This window comes from Flagellimonas spongiicola, assembly GCF_023502425.1.
Classification (GTDB): Bacteria; Bacteroidota; Bacteroidia; order Flavobacteriales; family Flavobacteriaceae; genus Flagellimonas; species Flagellimonas spongiicola.
Genome location: NZ_JAMFMA010000002.1, coordinates 1,039,490 through 1,058,879, shown reverse-complemented (window position 1 = coordinate 1,058,879; position 19,390 = coordinate 1,039,490). Strand labels below are relative to the sequence as shown.

At 41.2% G+C, this 19,390-nt stretch carries 12 protein-coding genes; all 12 read left to right on the top strand.

Going from position 1 to position 19,390, the window contains the following annotated elements; genetic code table 11:
- The 12 genes from M3P19_RS11025 to nrfA all read left to right on the top strand — a co-directional run bounded on the left by M3P19_RS11025 (position 1) and on the right by nrfA (position 19,301).
- Complete coding sequence (locus tag M3P19_RS11025) at positions 1-1,410, top strand: glycosyl hydrolase family 16 (protein ID WP_249657722.1); 1,410 nt, start codon at positions 1-3, stop codon at positions 1,408-1,410.
- A gap of 33 nt (positions 1,411-1,443) precedes the next feature.
- Positions 1,444-2,280, top strand: coding sequence for a glycoside hydrolase family 16 protein (locus tag M3P19_RS11020; RefSeq protein ID WP_249657721.1), 837 nt, complete (start codon positions 1,444-1,446; stop codon positions 2,278-2,280).
- 27 nt (positions 2,281-2,307) lie between these two features.
- Complete coding sequence (locus M3P19_RS16910) at positions 2,308-5,178, top strand: PKD domain-containing protein (RefSeq protein ID WP_283777932.1); 2,871 nt, start codon at positions 2,308-2,310, stop codon at positions 5,176-5,178.
- Positions 5,179-5,300: 122 nt separating this feature from the next.
- Positions 5,301-6,815 (top strand): sugar porter family MFS transporter, encoded by a 1,515-nt coding sequence (locus M3P19_RS11010; RefSeq protein ID WP_249657720.1) that lies wholly within the window; start codon positions 5,301-5,303, stop codon positions 6,813-6,815.
- Between the two features lie 18 nt (positions 6,816-6,833).
- The gene (locus M3P19_RS11005; RefSeq protein WP_249657719.1) at positions 6,834-10,301 is read left to right on the top strand and encodes a hypothetical protein; all 3,468 of its coding nucleotides are present in this window, start codon (positions 6,834-6,836) and stop codon (positions 10,299-10,301) included.
- 16 nt (positions 10,302-10,317) lie between these two features.
- Positions 10,318-11,610, top strand: a complete 1,293-nt coding sequence (locus M3P19_RS11000; RefSeq protein ID WP_249657718.1) for a glycosyl hydrolase family 17 protein — start codon at positions 10,318-10,320, stop codon at positions 11,608-11,610.
- Positions 11,611-11,656: 46 nt separating this feature from the next.
- Positions 11,657-13,117, top strand: coding sequence for a glycoside hydrolase family 30 protein (locus tag M3P19_RS10995; RefSeq protein WP_417953869.1), 1,461 nt, complete (start codon positions 11,657-11,659; stop codon positions 13,115-13,117).
- Between the two features lie 10 nt (positions 13,118-13,127).
- Positions 13,128-14,693 carry an MFS transporter gene (locus M3P19_RS10990; RefSeq protein WP_249657716.1) on the top strand — a complete coding sequence of 522 codons (1,566 nt, stop codon included), beginning with the start codon at positions 13,128-13,130 and terminating at the stop codon, positions 14,691-14,693.
- Between the two features lie 33 nt (positions 14,694-14,726).
- A complete protein-coding gene (locus M3P19_RS10985; protein WP_249657715.1) occupies positions 14,727-15,614 on the top strand; it encodes a glycoside hydrolase family 17 protein in 888 nt (295 codons plus the stop codon).
- A gap of 317 nt (positions 15,615-15,931) precedes the next feature.
- Positions 15,932-17,206, top strand: coding sequence for an alginate export family protein (locus M3P19_RS10980; protein ID WP_249657714.1), 1,275 nt, complete (start codon positions 15,932-15,934; stop codon positions 17,204-17,206).
- 21 nt (positions 17,207-17,227) lie between these two features.
- A complete protein-coding gene (gene nrfH / locus M3P19_RS10975) occupies positions 17,228-17,827 on the top strand; it encodes a cytochrome c nitrite reductase small subunit (protein ID WP_249657713.1) in 600 nt (199 codons plus the stop codon).
- On the top strand, positions 17,817-19,301 hold the full coding sequence (gene nrfA / locus M3P19_RS10970; protein WP_249657712.1) for an ammonia-forming cytochrome c nitrite reductase: 1,485 nt from the start codon (positions 17,817-17,819) through the stop codon (positions 19,299-19,301). The genes nrfH and nrfA overlap by 11 nt, the downstream gene beginning before the upstream one ends.
- The last annotated feature ends 89 nt before the right edge of the window (positions 19,302-19,390 follow it).

Sequence of the window (19,390 nt, the reverse complement as noted above, 5' to 3'; positions counted from 1 at the left end):
ATGAAAAATAAGAATTATATCAGCTTAAGATCCGTACTTTTTCTATGCCTGGGAATTGTTGTTCTATCCGGTTGCGAAAGAGATTTTTCGGATGATGTGGAATTCGCGACTTTCCCTGCCAATGGCGATGTTTTTATTGATGCCTTTTCTGCAGGATTGGATTATTTTCCATTTGTTGACGCCGGAGCAGACCCTGAAGCATTCAGCGTAGCAACCGACGACAACGTATTTATGGGCAGCGCTGCAATGCGTTTTGATGTCCCTGCCTTTGGAAATGGTTTTGTCGGTGCGGCGTTCAACACAACAGTCAATAGGGATTTATCCAGTTTTGACGCACTTACATTTTATGCCAAAGCTTCTCAAGCCGCAAGCATCAATGCAATTGGATTTGGAATCTCTGCAGAAACCAGTAATAAATTTCAAGTGACCTTGAACAATTTGGCAGTGAGTACCAGATGGGAAAAATATGTAATACCTATACCTGACGCCTCCAAATTGGTCAACGAAACCGGTATGTTCTGGTTAGCCGAAGGCGCCTCTTTTGAAGGAGACGAAGGAGGCTATATACTTTGGTTGGATGAAGTACAATTCGAAAAATTAGGTACAGTTGCCCAACCCAATCCGGCAATTTTTGCTGGAGCAGAATTGGTGGAACAAGCATTTACAGGTTCAAACATTCCAATTACGGGACTTACGCAAACCTTTAATTTGGACAATGGTGTAAACCAAACTGTAACCGTAGCACCTTCTTATTTCGATTTTTCTTCCACGGATGAAAATGTGGCACTGGTAAGTGAACTCGGTGAAATTTCAATTGTTGGAGAAGGTACTTCGACCATTTCAGCCATACTTGGCAATGTACGTGCTAATGGTTCACTTGAAGTTACCTCTAATGGCGCCTTACAAACCGCACCTGAGCCTACAACGCCAGCTGCTAATGTGAAGTCCATTTTCAGCGACGCTTATACCAATGATACGGCCAGTAATTTCTCTCCTGGCTTTGGCGGTTCCACAACAGAGGTTTCGGTTACCTCAACCAGTGGAGGCGATGTATTGGCGTACACCAATAACAATTTTACAGGAATCATTTTTGAAAACACTGTAGACGCATCTGGGCTAACATTCATGCATGTGGATGTGTATGTTCAGGAAGCCGGTACCGAAGTGGGAATCCAAATCAGGGATATTGGAGCCAATCTAACACTTGAGACCGATGTTAATACCGGGCTACCTACTGGAGACGATGCAGATCGTAGGTTTGATTTGACCGGTTTGACTGTTGGACAATGGACATCTTTTGACATTGCACTAGATGGTGATATCGCATCACAAAAAAACAATTTAGGAGCATTGATTCTTACTGGTGGACCCAACTTCATATTCGACAATATTTATTTCTACACGGAATAAGACGTCCTAAATCATTAGCAAAAAAATAAGGTTATGAATGTAAATAACAAATACAGTAAAATTCAAAGAATATCGGGATTATGGTGCCTCGTTGCACTATTCACCATACTGCTTACGGCTTGTTCAGCAGATGAGACCCAAACCGTGGCCACATTCACCAATTTGGTTATGGAAGACAATTTCGATGTCGAAGGCAGACCGGATGCATCCATATGGGGATATGACATTGGAACTGGTGTAAACGGATGGGGCAATCAGGAACTGCAATACTACACTAGTCGTCCGGAAAACGTAACAGTGGAAAACGGCGTCTTGTTGATAACAGCTCAACAAGAGGCATTTGAAAACTCCCAATACACATCAGCTAGATTATTGACCAAAGATCTGTTTGAACAACAGTACGGTAGATTCGAAGCTAGAATTCGACTACCATACGGACAAGGGATTTGGCCAGCATTCTGGATGTTAGGCGCCGATATAGACGAAAATCCTTGGCCTGGTGCCGGGGAAATCGATATCATGGAATATCGAGGTCAAAACCCAACAGTTTTGATAGGTAGCGTACACGGGCCAGGATACTCAGGCGGTCAAGCAATATCCAAAGAATATGTATTGGAAAATGACCGATTCGACACAGGATTCCATGTTTTTGGTATCGAATGGGGACCTGAGTACATCAACTATTACGTTGATGATGTCCTGTACAATCAAATTACTCCTGAAGACGTAACAGGAACTTGGGTGTTCAATAAGCCCTTTTACATCCTCATGAATTTGGCAGTAGGCGGAACCTTTGTTGGAAGCCCTAACGCTGAAACTCAATTTCCACAATCCATGATAGTGGATTATGTACGTGTTTACGAACAATAAAAACTAACTCAACTAATGTATACTAAAATGAAATATATAACGACAAAAGCCAAGATCCTATCACTCTTGATTTTGGCCATATCCTTATTTGGATGTGAAGAAGATGATGAAGGGAACATTTTACCCGAAGTAGTCGCAGGGTTTACCCAACGAATCGTATCTGGCACGGGTACCGTATCATTTTTAAATATCTCAGAAAACGCTCAAAATTATCAATGGGATTTTGGAGATGGAACAACTTCAACCGAAATTGAGCCGGTTAAAACCTATACCAACGGCACATACACAGTACGTTTAACCGCTTCAAACATTGCAGGCGCAACAGATACTTTTGAAGATGAAATTGTAATCGCAATCCCAACACCTCCTGCTGCACCCATGTTGCCAATTACTTTTGATGGCAACAATGTGGACTATCAAGCTTCCACTTTTAGTGGAGCAGCATTCGAGGTAGTGGCCAATCCCGCACCTGGTGGCAGTAATGACGTGGCTTCCAATGTTGGTGCAATTACCAATAGCGGAGCCGAATTTGAAGGCATCTTCTTCAACTTGGGAACTGCCATAGATCTTAGTACAGACCAAACCATAACCATGAACTTCTGGGCAGAAACTGCTATTGACGTTCTGGTTAAATTAGAAGAAGGAACTGGCGCCGATACTGAAATCAGTGCAAGCCATGGCGGTTCTGGGTGGGAAATGTTGTCATTTGATTTTACTTCAACCGATAGTTTCTCACGCTTTACCATGTTTGTAGACGGCCCAGGAACCACAGCTGGAACCTTCTATTTGGATGATATTGCCCAAATGGGATCCTCTGGTGGCGGAGATACCCCAACAGAAGCCGCACCTGCCCCACCTTCGAGAGATGCCGCAGATGTTATTTCCTTGTTCAGTAATGAATATACAGATATCACCGTAGACACTTTCTTTGCTGGATTTAGTGCTGGAGCTGGTGTTGTTGATATGCAAGTAGCAGGTGATGATGTAAAACAGTACGCGGATTTGGATTTTGCAGGTATTGAAACCATAGCAACCAGTGTTGATCTTTCCATGATGACCAATTTCCATATGGATGTTTGGACAGCTACAGGATTCGATTTCATTGCCGGAGTTGTGGATTTCGGAGGTGATGGCTTTGCAGGAGCGAATCCTGATACCAGAGGCGATGAAAGAACCACGCTTCAGGCCGGAATGTGGACATCCATCGATGTTTCCATTGCTGATTTACAAGCTGCAGGTCTTACGGCTACACCTTCAGACTTTAGCCAATTGATTTTAGATGTAGTTGATGTAGTAGGAACTGTTTATGTGGATAATATTTATTTCTACAACGAAAGTTCTGGAGGCGGTGATATGCCAACTGTTGCGGCTCCAGCTCCTCCATCTAGGGATGCAGCAGACGTAATATCCTTGTTCAGTAATGAATACACAGACATTACCGTAGATACCTTTTTTGCCGGATTTAGTGCTGGTGGAGGTGTAAGCGATGTGCAAGTTGCTGGTGATGATACCAAGCTCTACACAGACTTGGACTTTGCCGGAATTGAGACCATAGCTACCAGTGTTGATCTTTCCATGATGACCAATTTCCATATGGATGTTTGGACAGCCACTGGATTCGATTTCATTGCCGGGGTTGTAGATTTCGGAGGTGATGGTTTTGCAGGTGCAAATCCAGATACAAGAGGTGATGAAAGAACTACCTTGCAAGCGGGCATGTGGACATCCATCGATGTTTCAATTGCCGACTTACAAGCTGCAGGCCTTACAGCAACACCAACAGATTTCAGTCAGTTGATTTTGGATGTGGTTGATGTAATAGGAACCGTTTATGTGGACAATATCTATTTTTACAATGACGGTGCAGCTGGTGGCGACACACCAACAGTTGCAGCTCCTGCTCCACCAGCAAGAGATGCAGCAGATGTTATCTCCTTGTTCAGTAATGTTTACACCGATATCACGGTTGATACCTTCTATGCTGGGTTCAGTGCCGGAGGTGGTGTAATGGATGTGCAAGTTGCCGGAGATGACACTAAACTCTATACGGACTTGGATTTTGCCGGAATTGAAACCATAGCTACTAGTGTGGACCTTTCCATGATGACCAATTTCCATATTGATGTATGGACAGCGACTGGATTTGATTTCATCACCGGAGTTGTGGATTTCGGTGGAGACGGTTTTGCCGGGGCCAATCCAGATACTAGAGGCGATGAGCGTACCACCTTATCTGCCGGAATGTGGACATCCATCGATGTCTCGATTGCAGACCTTCAAGCTGCAGGTCTTACAGCCACTACTACAGATTTTAGTCAATTGATTTTGGATGTAGTTGATATATTGGGAACTGTTTATGTCGATAACATTTATTTCTATAAAGAAGCGGCAGCTCCACCGGCTCCTGCTACTAGTCTGCCGGTGAACTTTGAGTCCAATGAAACCTTATCAGGCGTATTTGAGGAAGGCGACGGAGTTACTGGACAACCTATTGCTAACCCGGATGCTAGTGGAATCAATACCTCCGCAACAGTTTATGAATTCGACAAAGTTTTAAACGCTGCATGGTACTCAGGAATGTTCAACATTTTCCCATCTGATATCGATTCGGGCGCTGGCACTACCTTTAAAGTGAAAATCTGGTCCCCAAAGGCGGGAATTAATGTTCGCATGCAGTTGGAAAAAGAAGGAAACCAAGGACCTATTGTAACATATAACTTGGATCAAACCCTTACCACTGCAAATTCATGGCAAGAGTTGACTTTTGATTTCTCAAGTACTCCGCTGAATTTGGCAGACGGATATGATAAAATTGTGATTTTCCCTGACTTTGATGATGTAGGCCAACCTGCTGGTGACGGTTCAGTCTACTACATCGATGATATCGTTCAGGAATAACAACGAAGAATTATTTATTGGGATGTTGGATAGGTCGGGCTATTAGGGTTCGGCCTATTCCAACTAAATCAAACAAAATTAAAACCATTGCATAAATGCAACAAACTGACCAAATACTACAAATGAACAAATCCTATACGGTGCTAATCAGTCTGATTGTAGCTCTGGGCGGTTTTCTTCTTGGATTTGACAGTGCAGTTATCTCAGGTGCCATTAAAGGTATAACCACATATTTTGAGATGACTGATGCCATGCTCGGCTTTGCAGTCGGATGTGTCATCTTTGGCGCCATGGCCGGTAACCTTGTTGCTGGACCTTTAGCGGACAGATTTGGCCGTAAAAACGTACTAATTGTTGTTGCCGCATTATTTGCCATTTCGGCCAGCTGGTCCGCCATGGCAACAAATTATACAGAATTTATCATTGCTCGGATCATTGGTGGTGTCGGTATTGGCGGTGCCATATTGATCGCTCCTATTTACATTGCAGAAATTGCACCGCCCAGATTAAGGGGCAGCTTGGTTTCTTTCAACCAGTTAAACATTGTGATAGGTATTTCAGTAGCCTATTTTTCCAATTATTTTTTGGTCGATTATGGTGATCAAAGCTGGCGTTGGATGTTAGGTGTGGAAGCGATTCCAGCAGTGGTGTATTTTATAGCGCTATTCACTGTTCCCAAAAGTCCGAGATGGTTGATTCAAAAATTGAACAAGGTCAAATTGGCCCGAAAGATTTTACAAAAAATCGGTGGTGAGGAATATGCGGAAATTACCGTAAATGAAATCCAACGTGGATTGGCCAAAAAAGAGAAAAAGGGGAGGTTAAGAGATCTATTCAAAAGCAAGTACGCCACAATAATGATCATAGCTTTGGGAATCGCATTCTTTCAACAGATTACGGGTATCAATGCTATTTTCTACTATGCGCCAACCATTTTTGAACAAGCAGGTGGAAGTACAGATTCGTCATTCTTACAGGCCATTGTAGTAGGCCTAACCAATTTGATTTTCACTTTGGTCGCCATTTGGTTGATAGATCGATTGGGCAGAAAACCTTTGCTATTGATTGGTTCTTCGGTAATGACAATAGCATTGGTAATGGCTGCCCTTGCATTTAATAGCGCTAAATATGAGTTTGACGAATCATCATTGCGCAAAGTTGATGACTATCAAATATTTACAACACTTACGGAATTACGAGGAAATACATATGACAACCAAACTGCACTGTTTGAAGCGGTTAAACCCAAATTAAGGGACGACCAGTTCATGGAGTTCAAACGCAGCCATGTGACCAACTTCATTAGTATAAATGCAAGTTTGGTTTTAGTGGCCATATTGTTGTATGTGGCAGCATTCGCCATATCATTGGGTCCTGTGATGTGGACGCTTATTTCTGAGATATTCCCAAATAAAATTAAGGGCATTGCAATATCTGTTGTTGGTTTTTTCAATTCTCTGGTAAGCTTTTCCGTTACCCAAGTTTTTCCGTGGGAACTTACCAATTTAGGACCAACATGGACATTTGCCATCTACGCGATTTTTTCCTTTATAGCACTGTTGTTTGTTTATCGTTTTGTAGTCGAAACAAAAGGCAAGACGTTAGAGGAAGTCGAAGATTTATTAATAAGAACCTAATTCGGATTGAATTTTAAAATGACGAGTGAACCTACATTATTAAAGGAAACCAAAGAAGTGAATACCAACAAAAGCATGGAACAAATTCAAATAGGCAACGAAAAATTCTTTAAAATCTCCAACAGCGATTCGCTACGGCCATTTTTCATGAGTATCGTAAGCGATTCGGATCATTGGATGTTCATATCCAGTAACGGTGGATTGACTGCAGGAAGAAAGAATGCCGAATACGCCCTTTTTCCATATTACACAGACGACAAGATTACGGAAGCTGCAGAAATTACGGGTTGCAAAAGTATTTTTTCCATAACCACTGGTGAAGCACGGATGGTATGGGAGCCTTTTTCAGAAATGAATAAAGGTAGATATAACATCAGTAGAAATCTTTATAAAAGTGTTTACGGAAACAAAATACTATTTGAAGAAATCAACCACGATCTGGAACTAAAGTTTCAATACCAATGGAATTCGAGTGACATCTTTGGTTTTGTACGTAAATCAAGCTTAGGGAATCTCTCAAACAAGAAGATCAAGGTCAATTTACTGGATGGTGTCCAAAACGTGCTTCCTTATGGTGTTGGTAGTGACCTTCAAAATAGACAAAGTAACCTAGTGGATGCCTACAAGCGTAGTGAACTAATCAAGAATTCTGGTATTGGAATCTATGCGTTAAGTGCAATAATTGTGGACAAGGCAGAACCAAGTGAAGCACTAAAAGCCAATATTGCCTGGTCTGCAGGATTACCCTCACCCAAATACCTATTGTCATCTTTACAACTGAATGCATTTAGAAATAGTGGTGTTGTAAAGGAAGAATTGGACATTAAGGCGGAAAAAGGAGCATACTTCATGAATTCTGAAGTAGCATTAGCGCCAAATTCGGCACAAGAATGGATGATGGCATTAAACGTCAATCAAAATCATTCCGCAATTGCGCGTATGTCCCATTCGCTATCCAGTCCAACTGCAATTTTGGACGAGGTAGAAGCGGATATCATCAAAGGCACAGAAAAATTGATTGGCCTGACCGCAGCGTCAGATGGGCTACAATTGACCACGGACAGCCTTAGGGATACGAGACATTTTTCCAATACGCTCTTCAATATCATGCGAGGCGGCATATTCGATGATGGCTACAAGATTGAAAAATGGGATTTTCTGGATTATTTGTCCAAAGCCAATAAAGAAGTCCATGAAAATGCTCAAAAAACCCTTACTGATTTACCAGAAACCTTCAGTCTTTCGCAACTAAAAGCAGTAACATCCAAAAGTGAGGACAAGGATTTTATTCGCCTCTGTTTGGAGTACCTTCCGTTGAAGTTCAGCCGTAGGCATGGAGACCCAAGTAGACCATGGAATCGATTTTCCATTAATACCAAAAGTGAGCTCGATGGTTCCAAAATTTTGGATTATGAGGGCAACTGGCGGGACATCTTTCAAAATTGGGAGGCTTTGGCACATTCCTACCCTGAGTTTATTGAAAACATGATCCACAAATTCTTGAATGCCACCACCTTTGACGGCTACAATCCATATCGTGTGACCAAGGATGGCTTTGACTGGGAAATCGTGGAACCTGATGACCCTTGGTCCTACATTGGTTATTGGGGAGATCATCAAATCATTTACCTCCTTAAATTCTTAGAGTTCATCACAGACCATGATCCTGGAAAACTGGAAAGTCTATTTGATCAAGATTTATTTGTTTACGCCAATGTGCCGTATAGAATAAAAAGCTTCGAGGATATCGTCAAAAATCCAAAGGACACTATAGAATTCGATGATGAATCAGATAAAAACATACGATCAAGACGGGAGAAAATTGGAGCCGATGGGGCCTTATTAACCACGCGGAAAAATGAAATCCATAAAGCCAATTTTTTAGAAAAAATACTGGCAACTGTCCTTTCCAAATTGTCAAATTTTGTACCGGAGGGTGGAATTTGGATGAATACCCAACGACCCGAATGGAATGATGCCAACAATGCATTAGTTGGGAATGGAGTGTCTATGGTGACCTTGTACTACTTGCGTAGATTTTTAAACTATTTACAAAAGGTGCTCTCCACCACATCAGTCAATGAGGTTTCCATTTCGGAAGAATTGGATACATTTTTCCATGCAATCTCTTCTACATTAAAAGCAAATCTTGATTTGTTGTCTCAGGAAATTAGTGATGAAAATCGGTTCAAAATTGTTGAAGGTTTAGGTACTGCTGGTAGCAACTTTAGAGAAGACGTATATCAACATTCATTCTCTGGTGATAAAAAGTCCTTATCCATCAAAGAAATCATTGAACTGGTAAATACAGGGCTTGCCTTCTTGGAACACTCCATACGGGCCAATAGGAGAAAAGATGGGATGTATCATGCCTATAACCTAATGACAGTACACCAAAATAAGAGTGCATCCATTTCCTATTTGAGTGAAATGCTAGAGGGACAAGTAGCCGTTTTAAGCTCCGGTTACCTCTCACCAGAGGAAAATCTAGAGGTATTGAATGGTCTTAAGCAAAGTGCTTTATTCAGAGAAGACCAATACAGCTATTTACTGTATCCAAACAAGGAGCTCCCTTCGTTCATGACCAAAAATACCATCAGTAAAGAACAAATGAACAGTTCTCAATTACTGTTGGAGTTAGAAAAGAACGGAAACCTTCAGATTATAGAAAAAGATGTCAATGGTGAATACCATTTCAATGGCGATTTTAAGAATGCCGCGGATTTGGAAAATGCTATAAAACTCTTATCCAATTCCTCCTATTCGGATGTAGCCAAAAAAGAATTACCCTTGATTCTGGAAATATTTGAAGCTGTTTTCAACCATAAAGCATTTACGGGTCGTTCAGGTACTTTTTACGGATATGAAGGTTTAGGATCCATTTATTGGCATATGGTTTCCAAGCTTCTTTTAGCGGTAATGGAGGTTACCACAGATGCCATTGATAAAGAAGCGAATGAGGTAGTTATCGGTCATTTGATGGAACATTATTATGAAATCAATGAAGGTATTGGTGTACATAAATCCCCTGAATTGTATGGCGCTTTTCCAACGGATCCCTACTCACACACGCCAGCAGGCAAGGGTGCTCAACAGCCAGGCATGACAGGCCAGGTCAAGGAGGATATTTTAAGTCGTTTTGGAGAGTTAGGGATCAAGGTAGCCAAGGGAAGGCTATGCTTTAATCCAGGATTGTTAAGAAGAAATGAATTTTTAAATCAAACAACCACTTTCAATTATGTGGATGTCCATTCAGTTCCGCAGACTTTTCAATTGGAAGGGGATTCGTTGTGCTTCACCTATTGTCAAGTGCCCATAATTTACACGCTTTCGGACAAAGAACATCTCGTTATTGCCGATGTGAATAATGGCACTTCAATTATCGATTCGCTCTGGCTGGACAAAGAAAATAGCCAACAACTGTTTCAACGAACAGGAAAGATAGATCATATAATCGTCAACTTAAATGAATCAAGATTGAGATGAATGAAAATTCCGTATTATGAAACTAACAACAAAAACACTTCTCCCGCTAATGGCTATTTTGATATGCCATTCCTGTAAGGAGAAAAAAAGTCAAATCTCAGAACCTCAATCCCAAATTAAAAAAGAAGTGACAGCTAAGGATATTTTAGGAAACCCGGATTATTTGGCAATATCATATGGTGGATACCGTGAGATCTCACGAGACATCCAACCTACGCTTGAAGAGTTGAAAGATGATATGAAAATTTTATCCGCCATGGGTATCAAAATCGTTAGAACGTATAATGTTCAATTGCAACAAGCCTCCAATTTACTGCTAGCAATCCGTCAATTAAAAGATGAAAATCCGGAATTTGAAATGTATGTCATGCTGGGCGCTTGGATTGATTGTAAAAATGCATGGACTGGAAAAGAACCCGATCATAATGTGGAAAGTGAACAAAACGAAGCGGAAATTGCCCGAGCAGCCGCCTTGGCCAATGCATACCCCGATATCGTTAAAATCCTAGCTGTTGGGAACGAGGCCATGGTAAAATGGGCCACAAGTTATTATGTCCAACCAAGTGTAATCCTTAAGTGGGTAAATCACTTGCAAAACTTGAAAGAGAACGGTAAACTTCCAAGCGAATTATGGATCACCAGTTCAGACGATTTTTCTTCATGGGGAGGTGGCGATGCTGAATATCACACCCCAGATTTAGAGGAATTGGTGAAGGCAGTGGACTATATTTCCATGCACACCTATGCTTACCATAATACACATTACAATCCGGAATTCTGGGGCGTCCCCGAGGATGAAACCCAATTGGCGGATATCGCAAAAATTGAGGCTGCCATGCTTAGATCAAAGGCCTTTGCCATGTCACAATACGATTCCGTGACCAACTATATGAAGAGTTTGGGGGTAAATAAACCCATTCATATTGGAGAAACAGGCTGGGCAACCGTATCCAACGGGCAATACGGACCAAAAGGTTCACGTGCAACGGATGAATTTAAGGAAGCACTGTATCACAAACATCTTAGGGAATGGACCAACAAAGCGGGTATTTCTTGCTTCTATTTTGAAGCATTCAACGAAAAATGGAAAGACGCGCATAACCAACAGGGTTCGGAGAATCATTTTGGTTTGATCACTTTGGATGGTCAAGCCAAATATGCCTTATGGGAAATGGTAGATAAAGGTGTTTTTGAAGGATTGACCAGAAATGGCAACCCCATCACTAAAACTTATAACGGGGATGAAGAAGCTTTAATGAAGGATGTGCTTGTCCCGCCTTTAAAAAGTGAACAAGCAGTAACACATTAATTCTATCATGAAACTTTTTCTCAGGACGGTATTGGCACTGATAATAATGGCACAAATGACTTCATGTGACTCAAAAGAATTGAAAGTTGAGGTTCTTGAAACCTCAGCGTCGGGTAATAAATTATCCACAATATTAGTTGGGGCCCACAATAAGAAACAAGGATCCATTCAAATAAAGCCTGAAGAAAAGTTTCAGACCATCACAGGATTTGGTGGTTCATTCACAGAGGCATCTGCCCATTTGCTGAATCAATTGGGTGCAGCGAATCGGAAGAAAATCATAGAAGCTTATTTTGGACCAAATGGGGCACGCTACTCGCTTACCAGAACCCATATGAACTCTTGCGATTTTGCCCTAAGCAATTACTCGTATGCTCCAGTTATCGATGACTTGGAATTGGAACATTTCTCTATTGAAGAAGACAAGGAAGATCTTATTCCAATGATCAAGGAGGCCCTATCGGTTTCAGAAGATGGTTTTAAACTTCTTTCTTCTCCATGGACTGCGCCGCCCTGGATGAAAGACAATAAAGACTGGCGCGGAGGTAAGCTTTTACCAGAAAACTATGGTACCTGGGCCAAATTCTTTTCAAAATATGTAGATGCCTACAAAGCTGAAGGAATTGATATTTGGGGATTCACAGTTGAAAACGAACCTTTAGGCAATGACAACAATTGGGAAAGCATGCACTATACCCCGGAAGAAATGACCCGGTTTGTTGAAAACCATTTAGGACCAAGGTTGGAAGCTGATGGAAAGGGGCATATCAAAATTCTGGGTTATGACCAAAATCGTGAGCACTTGAACGAATGGGTAGATGTGATGTATGCATCGGAAGAAACATCAAAATATTATGCAGGAACAGCTATACATTGGTACGCCAGCACTTTTGAGGTATTTCCTGAAGCATTGCAATACGCGCATCAAAAGGCACCCAATAAACATCTTATTCAATCTGAAGCCTGTGTGGATGCCGAAGTTCCAAAATGGCAGGATGACCACTGGTATTGGTCTAAAGAAGCTACGGATTGGGGTTGGGATTGGGCTCCAGAAAAAGACAAGCATCTGCATCCCAAATATGTCCCTGTGTATCGCTATGCTGGTGATATCATTGGTTGCCTAAACAACTGGGTAGATGGCTGGATAGATTGGAACATGGTCTTGGATCGACAAGGTGGCCCAAATTGGTTTAAAAATTGGTGCGTAGCTCCTGTTATAGTTGACCCTCAAGCAGATGAAGTTTATTTTACCCCACTCTACCATACGCTCGCCCATTTCAGCAAATACATTAGACCCAATGCCATTCGAATTGGGTGGGAGAACAATAGTACCGACCTAAAGGTAACGGCAGCAAAAAATCCAGATGGCACCATTGCTGTTGTTTTATTGAATCAACAAGATTCCAAAATAGATTTTGAATTGATCCTAGGAGAAAAATCCCAATACATAACCATAAGTGAACATGCTATCCAAACCATAGTGATTCCCCCTATTGAAACTAACTAAAACATCGATTATGTCAGAAGTAAAAACCATTAAAAAAGACAGAGTCCCCGTAGGACAAAAAGCGGCCTTTGGGGCTGGGCATTTTATTTTGAACATCTTACCCGGAACATTAGGTGTTTTTATTCAGTTTTTTTTGTTAACAGCTTGGGGTGTTGACCCGCTTTGGGCAGGTCTCTTAGGCGGATTGCCTAGGATTTTCGATTCCATAACAGACCCTATAATGGGATTCATCTCAGACAATACAAAATCGAAATGGGGACGTAGGAGACCCTACATCTTTGTGGGTGCTATCGTTAGTGGGATACTTTTCTTCCTCATGTGGCAAATTGATGACAATGCATCCCAAACCTATATCATTTGGCATGTTATGGTACTTCAATTGTTATTCCTGATTGGTAATACCATGTTCGCCACACCACTTGTTGGTTTAGGTTACGAAATGACCCCTGATTACAATGAACGTACTCGTCTGATGGCATTTTCCAATACCATGGGTCAAATTGCATGGATGATCGTTCCATGGTTATACGTCATTATTCCTGATTCAAATACGTTCAACACGCAAACAGAAGGGGTTCGGACAATGGCTCTAATTGTAGGTGCCATGTGTATTGTATTTGGCATACTGCCAGCTATTTTTTGTAGAGGTATCGATGCGGCCAATATGGAGAATCGGAAAGAAATCAATTTTAAAACGCTTTCCTCCAACATGAAAGAACTATTAGCTGGAATTAAACAAGTCTCCAAGAATAAACCATTCATGAAACTATGTGCCGCAACATTTTTAGTCTTTAATGGCTTTCAATTAGTGGCAGCTTTTGGTGTTTTTATTATTGTTTTTTACATGTATAGCGGAAGCTATGAGTTAGCTGGTACTTGGCCTGCCTGGTTCAATACCATCAATGCTATGATCACTGCATTTTTGGTGATTCCAATTATTTCAAGAATGGCAAACAAATGGGGGAAACGTAAAGCGTTTATCATTTCCACCGCTCTATCCATTGTAGGTTACCTTTTGAAATGGTGGGGTTTTGACACTGAGCTAAACGATAAATTCAGCCAAACCGGATTTGCCAAGAGTATGAACGCTGGGGTAAGCTCAATATTTGAGTCCATCAATCCATTTTTGGAAAGCGTGGGTATGTCTTGGTTCAGCATTGAGCCCGGCACAGAAATCCCATGGTTGATTTTTGTTCCAATCCCACTTTTCGCTTTCGGTATGGGTGGCCTTTTCACCTTAATGATGAGTATGACTGCTGATGTCTGCGACTTGGACGAATTGGAAAATGGTATGCCTAGAAAAGAAGGTACTTTTGGTGCAATTTATTGGTTGATGGTTAAAATTGGGCAATCCATTGCTCTTGTATTGGGGGGCGTCATTCTAAAAATTGTAGGCTTCGACCCAGGTGCATCAGAACAAACCTTGGACACAATGAATCGCTTAAGAATTGCTGATATCATTGTACCGTCATTTACTGCAGCCTTGGCAATATGGGTCATGTGGAAATACAGTCTTAGCGAAAAGAGAGCTCGAGAAATCAAAGCGGAACTGGTAAATAGAAGAGGTGAGCTCTAACACTAAATAAAAATCAAAAAATAAAAGAAGTCTATGTCTTCAAGAAGGAAAGAAAAATTTTTAACATTGGCCTCCTTGGATTATTCCAACAAATCCAAAAAGGAGTTACAGGATATGGCAAGGAAAACATTGGAGGATGGTATGCATGGTCTCTGTTTTAGTCCGTATGTGGAAGGTCAAAATCCTGGAGATCAACTCACCGAGGATCAAATCCGTAGACGAATGGAAATCATTCAGCCATATACCCAATGGATACGATCTTTTTCATGTACCGAGGGAAATGAACTGATCCCCAAAATTGCACATGAATACGGGATCAAAACATTGGTTGGAGCCTGGCTTGGTGAAGATTCCGAAATCAATAAAATGGAAGTGACCAATCTTATTGATTTGGCAAATCAGGGATTTGTTGATATCGCAGCAGTTGGAAATGAAGTATTGTACAGGGGAGATCTAAACGAAGATGAACTTCTAGGACACATTTACACTGTAAAAAATGCCATCTCTAAAGTACCCGTTGGTTATGTGGATGCTTATTATGAATTTGTGGATCATCCAAGAATCTCAGAAGCTTGTGATGTTATTTTGGCCAATTGCTACCCGTTTTGGGAAGGTTGCGACATGGACTATTCCTTGCTCTACATGAAGGATATGTATCAACGCGCCCTAGGTGCAGCTAATGGTAAAAAAGTTATTATTTCTGAAACCGGATGGCCTAGTCAGGGAACCAACTTAGAAGGAGCGTTCCCATCATATGAGAATTTCCTGAAATACTTCATGAATACTCAAAAATGGTCTAAGGAAGATGATATTGAAATCTTCTTTTTCTCTTCGTTTGACGAATCTTGGAAAGTGGGTTCTGAAGGGGATGTTGGGGCCTATTGGGGGCTTTGGGACAAAGATGAAAAACTAAAATTCTAATGGTTTTGGGGGGATTTTATCGATTCCAATGAATTTGAAAAGTTCCTCCAAGAACATTTAATCTTCTTGCATTTTACCCTCTCGGTTTTAGTCATTATTTGTAAGACAATTCCGTTAAGTTTTGCTACCTTTAAGAGGTTCCTCACAATTGTTCATAGTACAGTTACCCATGTGATAATATGCAAAGCATATGGTTACAATGGATTGGCAGCACCTTTAAATCGTGTGATTAATGGATATGACATAAGTCATGTTCTTGGATGCCGCAACATCCTACATTTGAATTTTCAATCTTAAAGCCTAATCGAAATCAACCTATGAAAAATCGATTTTCCCCTTTTAGTTTATTGGTAATTCTGTTTAGTTTTTATTCACTACAAGCGCAATTAGTCGTAGATGCAGACCTAAGAGCTCGTTTTGAGTACCGTCACGGTTTTGGAAATCTTTTTCCTAACAATGCCGATCCAGGAGCATTTGTAGTCCAGCGTTCAAGATTAAATATCGGTTATACCCAAGAGCGACTTAAGCTGTTCTTAAGTATTCAAGATGTGAGCACCTGGGGCGATACCCGTCAAATATTGATCAATGATGGTAATGATTCCTTTTCCTTATTTCAAGCTTGGGCACAAGTATTTTTGGATGAAGCTTGGTCGGTTAAGGCAGGTAGACAGGTAATTTCTTATGACGACCAACGCATTTTTGGTGGTCTTGATTGGGCTATGCAAGGTAGATTCCATGATGCCGCTTTGATCAAATATAAAAGTGATGATTTCCTAGCCGATTTTGGTTTTGCATTCAATCAGCAGAATATAGCTAGTGAAACTACCGCATTTCCAATACAGGGGTTCTTCAGTTACAAAACAATGCAGTATGCCTATCTTCATAAAAAATGGGAAAAAACTTCTGCTAGTTTTCTTTTTCTAAACAATGGGTTTCAAAAGTTTGATGCCAATGGAGATGCTGATGGTACGTTTAATCGTCAAACCACCGGAACCTATTTTCAATTCCCAATAGATCAAGTAAAATTTGCAGGTAGTGCTTACTATCAGTTTGGAAAAGCCGCTGCGGATACTGATCTAAGCGCTTATCAAGTTTCCTTGGAAGCAAATTATAAACCAAACAACACATTGTTTGGTGTCGGTTTCGAATTACTAAGCGGGACTGATCAAGACGGCGATTCAAAAAACAAGTCTTTTTTCCCATTATACGGTACCAACCACAAATTCAATGGTTACATGGACTATTTCTACGTGGGCAACCACGCCAATAATGTCGGTTTGAACGATGTGTACGCCAAAGTTAGATTCACAACAGGTGAAAAATCCTCTTTGTTGATCAAAGGGCATTATTTTTTGGCCAATGCGGAATTGACCAACGATGAAAGCAAATATTTGGGTACGGAAGTAGATGTGGTGTTTAACCAAAAGATAATAAAGGGGGTAACATTGGATTTAGGCTATTCCCATATGTTTGCTTCAGAAAGTATGAGTTTGATCAAAGGCGGTAGACCGCATGACAATACCAATAATTGGGCATGGGCACAACTGATCATAAAACCCAATCTCATCACTTGGAATCCAAAAATTGATTAACTTAAGGACAACGTACCAACCATGATGATACTGCCTTATAAATACTCCAGATGGCGTACCACGGCCATTATGTCCATTGCGGTCATTGTTGGTCTTGGATTGTTTTTAGCCAAAGAGGCAGAGGTGGTATCCTATATGTCCGATGACCCCCAAGCTTGTGTCAATTGTCATGTAATGACCTCTGTTTACAATTCGTGGATGCATAGTTCACATAGGGAATGGGCGAATTGCAATGATTGCCATGTACCGCATAACAATATAGCCAACAAGTATTTTTTTAAAGCGAAAGATGGTCTTTACCATGCTTCAATTTTTACGCTAAGGGCGGAGCCAGAAGTAATTTTCATGAGGGAAGCATCACAAGAGGTGGTTCAGGAAAATTGTATCCGGTGCCATGTGCAGCAAGTTACCCAAACCAAATATGAAAGTTGGCTTCCCAACCACACAGCAAACCGCACGGAGCGCAAATGTTGGAGTTGCCACATGGAAGTGCCCCATGGAAGTGTTCATGGTACATCCACCATACAATATAATATAGCACCCCTCCCCACAGATACCGGGGAAAGCATCGTACCAGATTGGATTACAGAAGAATTAAAAAACCAAGAAAATGAAGAATAAAGTCCTGTTCATCGTCACCGTTGTTGTTGTTTTTTTGCTAGGGCTATTGGCATCTAGCATCATCAACCGAAAAAATGAAGCACGATACAAATATGTGCCCAAGGTAGATATTGCCGAAACAGAACCAAGAAATGAGGTCTGGGGAGAAAATTATCCCAAGGAGTACCAATCTTTTCTTCAAACTTCTGAATCACAATTTGCCAGCTATCAAGGTGGTTCGGTCATGCGCGATATGCTTGAGGAAGATCCTAAATTGGTGGTTTTGTGGGCAGGGTATGGTTTTTCCAAGGACTATAATCAAGGTAGAGGTCACTTTTATGCAGTGGAAGATCTCCAAAATACATTACGAACGGGAGGTCCCAAAGGAAAGGGAGATGGTCCAATGCCTGCGACTTGTTGGGCCTGTAAAAGTCCTGATGTTCCTAGATTAATGAATGAGCATGGCGTAGCTGAATTCTATAGCGGTAAATGGGCAGATAAAGGTTCTGAGGTGGTAAATCCAATTGGTTGTGCGGATTGTCACGATTCCGAAACCATGAAACTTCAAATAACCAGACCAGCCTTGATTGAAGCATTCGATGCCATGGGCAGGGATATCACCAAAGCTACCCATCAAGAAATGCGTTCATTGGTTTGCGCCCAGTGTCATGTTGAATATTACTTCAATAAAAACCTGCCTGGAAAAGAGGGTATTCCGTATTTGGTATTCCCATGGAAAAATGGAACTTCCGTTGAACAAATGGAGGCCTATTACGACAGTATCAATTTTAAGGATTGGACACACAGCATTAGCAAAGCCCCGATGCTAAAAGCCCAACACCCAGGATGGGAGGTTTTTCAAACCGGAATTCATGCCCAAAGAGGGGTCTCATGTGCTGATTGTCATATGCCATATAAAAGCGAGGGAGGTCAAAAATACACTGACCACCATATCCAATCACCTCTTAATAATGTAAATAACGCCTGCCAAGTTTGCCACAGGGAAGATGCACGAAATTTGGTGCAAAACGTTTATGAGCGTCAACAAAAGTCCACCGAAACAAGAATACAACTTGAAGAACTTCTGGTTAGAGCACATGTTGAAGCCGGTAAATGTTGGGAGCTAGGTGCAACAGATAATCAAATGGCCGAAATTTTAATGGATATACGTCACGCTCAATGGCGTTGGGACTATGCTGCCGCCTCCCACGGTTCATCATTCCATTCTCCAGTGGAAACCGGACGCGTTATAGGAAGCGGTCTTGTAAAAGCACAAGAAGCACGTTTAAAATTAGCTCGACTTTTGGCGGAGCTAGGACATAATGAACCCGTTGCCATGCCAGATATTTCAACCAAGGAAAAGGCCCAGGAATATATAGGTCTGGATATGGAAAAACTGGAACATGAAAAAGAAGTTTTCTTGGAGAATGTCCTTCCCAAATGGTTGGAAGAAGCCAAAGAACGAGAATCAAAAATGCCTATTGGCACTAAATAACCAAGTAATCCTTCAACGGTCCATTTGGTGAATTCAACCTTGAAGTGCGTACCAGATGGACCTTTGTTTTTACTTTAATCCACTCTAAT